Origin of the sequence: Pseudomonas sp. SIMBA_067, assembly GCF_046534675.1 — a bacterium.
Lineage (GTDB): Bacteria > Pseudomonadota > Gammaproteobacteria > Pseudomonadales > Pseudomonadaceae > Aquipseudomonas > Aquipseudomonas putida.
The window spans coordinates 1-362 of sequence record NZ_JAWRYH010000117.1 but is presented as its reverse complement, the minus strand read 5'-3'; the positions used below and the strand labels follow the sequence as shown (position 1 = coordinate 362).

Here is a 362-nt window from a genome sequence, read left to right as displayed (position 1 = left end):
CGGCGAGCCTTGCGGCAGGATCACCATGGCCATGAAGCTGCCCTGGTCCTCGTCGGGCAGGAACGACGACGGCAGCCGCGCGAACAGCAGCGCCGCCACGCCGATCACCAGCGCGTAGGCCAGCCCGAAGCGCGCCGGCCGCGCCAGCACGCCGGCCACGCGCACCGTATAGCGCGTGGTCAGGCGCGCGAAGGCGCGATTGAACCAGCCGAAGAAGCCGCGCTTGGGTTGCCCGTGTTTTTCCGGGTCGATCGGCTTGAGCATGGTGGCGCACAAGGCCGGGGTAAAGATCAGGGCAACCAGTACCGACAACGCCATCGCCGAAACAATGGTGATGGAGAACTGCCGGTAGATCACACCGG

General features: G+C 67.1%; 1 protein-coding gene. It reads right to left on the bottom strand.

From position 1 onward, the window contains the following. Positions 1 to 362 (bottom strand): efflux RND transporter permease subunit (locus SB765_RS28315; RefSeq protein WP_410932312.1); only part of this gene is annotated, 362 nt, incomplete at both ends.